This window comes from Desulfuromonadales bacterium (genome assembly GCA_035620395.1).
Lineage (GTDB): Bacteria > Desulfobacterota > Desulfuromonadia > Desulfuromonadales > DASPGW01 > DASPGW01.
Map to the genome: position 1 here is coordinate 1 of DASPGW010000154.1, position 5195 is coordinate 5195.

The window sequence follows — 5195 nt, forward strand, 5'->3', positions numbered from 1 at the left end:
CGATCGCCGCCTTTCTCCTGCTCATTGGGGGACCCGGAACGCGCTTCGGCCTTTGGGAATTTCGCTACGGATTCTTGATGATGCGCTGGGCCGCTAACCTGGGTCTGGTCTCCGCCGGTCTGGCGCTGACGCTCCTGATCATCCCCAGAACGCGCATCGGTCAAGGCATCTGGCTGTTGTCTGCGTGTGTCATCGGGTTGGGCGTCGCTTATGTGCCATGGCAGCTCCAGCAGCAGGCGCGATCGGTTCCGCCGATCCACGATATCACCACGGACACGCTCGATCCGCCAGAATTTATCGCGATCCTGCCGTTGCGTGCCGGTGCACCCAATCCGCCCGGATATGCCGGCGAGGAGGTGGCAAGACTGCAGCAGGAAGCCTATCCCGATCTAGGTTCTTACCGACTTGATGCTGGCGTCGAGATGGCGTTCGAGAAGGCGCTGGCGGCGGCGCGGAAGATGGGCTGGGAGATAGTCGCTGCCAATCCGGCAACCGGGCGCCTCGAAGCGACAGCGACGACTTTCTGGTACGGATTCAAGGACGACGTTGTCGTCCGGATCGGCGAAGACAACGGGGGCAGCGTAATAGATGTACGTTCCAAATCCCGCGTTGGACGAAGTGATCTCGGTGCCAACGCCTCGCGTATCCGCGCCTACCTGGAAGCGCTAAACACGATTGGGTTGTAACCGCCGAACTGGAGCGGATTGCGGAGGATCGAGGTCTTGCCTTCCAACGCCGGTTGAAGGTCTGTCATTGCCGGGTAGCCCGCAACATTCATCGGGCATTGCAAGGAATTGACCTGGTCCAACCCCTGATTCAGATGCTGCATTTTGTTGGTGATATAATTTGATTACCGTCTGTAGCAGCGTCGAACGAAGGGGGATAGTCATGGCGGCCAGAATACCCGAAGAAGTCGACAAGCTGTTTGCCCAAGCATTTTCCGCGGGCGATCTGCAGGCGCTGGTGGCGCTCTACGAACCCGACGCCACGCTGGTGCCGCAGCAGGGCCAGACCGTCACGGGAACGGCTGCCATCCGCGAGGCGCTCCAGGGCTTTCTCTCCCTTTGCGGCGAGTTCCGCATCGAGGTGAAGAGCGTCATCCCGGCAGGCGACCTTGCCCTGGTCAGATCAGACTGGAGTCTGGTGGGTACCGCTCCGGGCGGCTGCCTGATCGACCTTGCCGGCCGCGGCGTCGAGGTCGTCCGCCGCCAGCCGGATGGGACATGGCTCTATGTCATCGACAACCCCTTCGGCGGCAACCAGGAGCCTGTTCCCCACAAATGAACTCTGGGCCGGGAGCGAAAATGGAGCAGCCGTGAATCTTTTCTCTACCTACAGACTGGGCGACCAGGAACTTACGAACCGCATGGTGATGGCGCCGATGACCCGTAGCCGCGCCCTGGACGGCAATGTCCCGAATCCGCTAGCCGCTGCCTACTATGCACAGAGAGCTTCGGCCGGCCTGATCATCACCGAAGGGGCGCAGGTGAGCACGCAAGGGGTCGGCTACATCCGCACTCCGGGCATTCACTCGGCCGAGCAGGTCGCAGGCTGGCAGCAGGTGACCGAGGCCGTTCATCGGGCGAGAGGCAAGATCTTCGCGCAGCTTTGGCATGTAGGACGGGTGTCACATCCCGATTTCCACGGAGGTGAGCTTCCGGTCGCCCCTTCCGCACTTCCGGTGGAGGGGGAAGTATTCACTGCGCAGGGGAAAAAGGAAATCGTGCCTCCCAGGGCTCTCGAACCAGGCGAGATGCCGGGTATTGTCGAGCAGTTTCGCCGGGGAGCCGAAAACGCCAAAGCGGCGGGCTTCGACGGCATCGAGATCCATGGCGCCAACGGCTATCTGCTCGATCAGTTCCTGCGGGACGGCGCCAACCGTCGCAACGACGCCTACGGCGGCAGCGTGCGCAATCGCGCCCGTCTGCCGCTCGAAGTCACCGAAGCGGTGATGGGCGTCTGGGGACGGGAGCGGGTGGGCTACCGGATCTCGCCTTATTTCTCGGGGTATTCGATGTCCGATTCGAATCCGGTGGCAACCTACACGTACCTGGCGGCGGAACTGGGCCGGCTCAGGCTCGGTTATCTCCACATTTTCGAAGGGCTTTCCGGGTCCACGGCGCCGCCCGCCGGGGGAGCGCGGACCACCCCGCTTCTGCGCAAGCAGTTCAAGGGGACGTACATCGTAAACGGGGGCTATGACGTCGCCACGGCCAGCGCGGTGCTCGACCGTGGAGAGGCGGATCTCGTCGCTTTCGGCGTGCTGTTTCTGGCCAACCCGGACCTTCCCGAGCGGTTCAGACGCAATGCGTCACTCAATTCACCCGACTATACGACCTTTTACGTAGGGGAAGAAAAGGGTTACACGGACTACCCGGCACTGGCTTAGCGGAGGAGGGCATTACTTTGCCTCACCTGTCTGCCAGCCATACGCTGAAAATCGACCAGAGGTCGCAGGAAGCCCCCAGAACGTATTAAAGCAACGGCCACCCCGTCAACGCGAGGTGGCCATTTGTGTGTCTGAAATTTAGCCATCAATTATCAAGGGTTGTTTCTCAGATCCCCTGACCATCAAGATTCAACAGCAGCCATCCCGGCCCCCGACCCCTTTACTTTTCGGCCGAGCAGATCCCTGATCACGGCTAAGAGCTTCTGGAAGTCGATCGGCTTGGCCACGTAAGCATCCATGCCGGCATCAAGACATTTCTGCTGGTCCGTCGGGTAGACGTGGGCGGTCAGGGCCACAATGGGGACATGCCCGCCCCGTGACTCTTCCTGGACCCGGATGGCGCTGGTGGCCACGAAGCCGTCTATCAGCGGCATTTGCACGTCCATCAGGATCAGATCGTACCCCCCGGTCGCCCACCTTCTGACCGCCTCCTCGCCGTTGGCGACGCAATCGAAATCGAAGCCACTCTGCCGGAGCATGAGCCCCAGGATCTCCCGGATGATCTGATCGTCCTCAGCGACCAGCAGGCGCGGCCTGGCCGCACCCGCAGCAGCGGGCGCCGGCACCGGGCCGGCGGCTGCCGCTGGCGCAGGGGCAGGTGCTGCCGCCTCGGCTTCCCGCAGCGGCAGGGTGACGACAAAAGTGCTCCCCACCCCGGGCTCGCTGGCGAAGGAGATGTTCCCACCCATCCGTTCGGCCACCTCCTTGCTGATCGCCAGGCCAAGGCCGGTGCCGCCGAAACGGCGGGCATGGGAGGCATCCGCCTGGCTGAAGGGCCGGAAGATGGCATGCCGATTGTCCCCGGGAATGCCGATCCCGGTGTCGGCCACGGTGAAGGTGACCTCCTGACGCCCGTCGGCGGCCGACGCCCCGGCTGCCACCCGGACCGCCACCTGACCCTGTTCGGTGAACTTCACGGCATTGCCGACCAGGTTCAACAGTATCTGCCGGACCCGCCCTTCGTCACCCTCCATCAGTTTTGGGGTGCCTTGAGCGATTTCCAGCACCAGGTCCAGGCCCTTGCTCCGCGCTTCCTGGTCGAACTGATCCACCACCACCCGCACCAACTCATGGAGGAGGAACGGCTCTCTGACATAAGAGAGCATCCCCGCCTCGATCCGGGAGAAGTCGAGGATGTCGTTGAGGATGCGCAGCAGGGCGTGGGCCGACTTTTTCACCTTCTCCAGATACCCCCGCTGCTCGGTGGAAAGTTCGCCGAGGAGGGCGAGATCGAGCATGCCGAGAACGCCGGCCATGGGCGTGCGCAGCTCGTGGCTCATGTTGGCGAGGAACTGCCCCTTGACCCGGGTGGCCGCTTCGGCCGTCTCCTTGGCCTGGCGCAACTCCTCCTGGGTCCGGACCATTTGGTCGATGTTCAGCGCCGTGCCGAACCAGCGGACGATTTCCCCCGCTTCGTTGCGAATCGGGCGGCCGCACACCTTGAACCATTCGTACTCGCCGTCCTGCCTCCGGACACGGTATTCCAGGTCATAAGGGGCCCGTTCCTCGACGGCGTTGCGCCAGGCGGCAAAGGCACGTGGCCGGTCATCGGGGTGGAGCAGTTTGTTCCACCCGTCGCCCAGGTGCTCGCGCATCGGCACGCCGGTGAAATCGACCCATTGCTGGCTCTGGTAATCGCAGTAGCCGTCCGGCCGCGTGGTAAAGACCATTCCCGGTATGGACTCCAGTGTCTGACGGTAGAACGACTCGCTTTGCCGCAGCGCCTCCTCGGCCAGCTTGCGCTCCGTGATGTCTGCACAAATGCCGAGCATCCCCATCACGTTCCCCGACTCATCCGCCAAGGGCACCCTGCTCGTCAAAAAGACAGCGTCTTTGCCGTTCGCTTGATGAGTTTCCTCGACATCCAGATGGGACTCCTTTGTTTCCATAACCTGCCGGTCCGTCTGGGTGGCGATTTTCGCCTCGGCCTCTGGCCAGGCCAGGTCATAATCGGTCTTGCCGCAGATGTTCTCCTTGCTGCCGACCCCGGCCACACTTGCAAACCTTTGGTTGCATCCGAGATACTTGCCCTCTTTGTCTTTCCAGAAAACGTAAAGGGGGATATTGGAAATGACGTAATTCAACAACTCTTTTTCGTGATTCAATTCCCGGGTATAGTGCCGAACCAGCCAGCCGAGCATTGCTGCCGTAGCGAGGACAAAGAACCAGCCCTTTGCGGTTTGCACGTCTGTCAATTGGGCGGGGTCTTCGAAATACCACAGGAGGATTCGATCGGAGAATAGTATCCACAGGCCTGCCGCAACCGCGTAGATTGCAGCCACCTTGCAGGAAACTCTTCTGGTGTTAAGGCAAGTTCGATCACTCAAAAATTTCATGGTCCCTTCCATCTCCCCTTGACCGCTCAACCAATCTACTCTCCCCAGACCCCATGGCCGGCACAGGGGGGCTGCTGTCCTTCAACCAATCTTCACGGGGTGGGTACCCGGGGATATTTTCTGCAACAGGTGTGAAGGGGCCTGGGGTAGTCCGAAGGGGGCATCGCCACACGCCTCTTGATCTTCATCGCTCAGATGATGCCCAGACGGTCATGCCCCCCAGCGTGAAATAAAATGACGCCCCCACGCCTGGCTTTCCTTCTGCCCATATCCTGCCGCCGTGGCGCCGGACGATCCGCTCCACCGTGGCCAGGCCGATGCCGAAGCCGCGAAACTCCTCGGCGCCGGGGAGGCGCTGGAAGGGAATAAAAAGCTTCTCCACGTCCTTCATATCGAAGCCGGCCCCGTTG

5 protein-coding genes are annotated in these 5195 nt (G+C 61.7%); 3 read left to right on the plus strand and 2 right to left on the minus strand.

Annotated features, from left to right (window positions below; translation table 11 throughout):
* From VD811_08265 to VD811_08275, 3 genes are all read left to right on the plus strand, one after another.
* Positions 1–686 (plus strand): DUF1499 domain-containing protein (locus tag VD811_08265; GenBank protein ID HXV20965.1); only part of this gene is annotated, 686 nt, incomplete at its 5' end.
* A 202-nt stretch (positions 687–888) separates the two neighbouring features.
* A complete protein-coding gene (locus VD811_08270; protein ID HXV20966.1) occupies positions 889–1284 on the plus strand; it encodes a nuclear transport factor 2 family protein in 396 nt (131 codons plus the stop codon).
* Positions 1285–1315: 31 nt separating this feature from the next.
* Positions 1316–2389: an alkene reductase gene (locus tag VD811_08275; protein ID HXV20967.1), complete on the plus strand. Its 1074-nt coding sequence runs from the start codon at positions 1316–1318 to the stop codon at positions 2387–2389.
* 182 nt (positions 2390–2571) lie between these two features.
* On the opposite strand, the gene VD811_08280 is transcribed toward VD811_08275, so the two are convergent.
* Both VD811_08280 and VD811_08285 read right to left on the minus strand, forming a co-directional pair.
* Positions 2572–4731: a PAS domain-containing protein gene (locus VD811_08280; GenBank protein ID HXV20968.1), complete on the minus strand. Its 2160-nt coding sequence runs from the start codon at positions 4729–4731 to the stop codon at positions 2572–2574.
* Positions 4732–4969: 238 nt separating this feature from the next.
* The coding region (locus VD811_08285) for an ATP-binding protein (GenBank protein HXV20969.1) at positions 4970–5195 on the minus strand (226 nt) is incomplete at its 5' end.

Bases quoted from the DNA above. Each gene is read 5' to 3' on its own strand.
- VD811_08270 (HXV20966.1), top strand. From the start codon at position 889: ATGGCGGCCAGAATACCCGAAGAAGTCGACAAGCTGTTTGCCCAAGCA.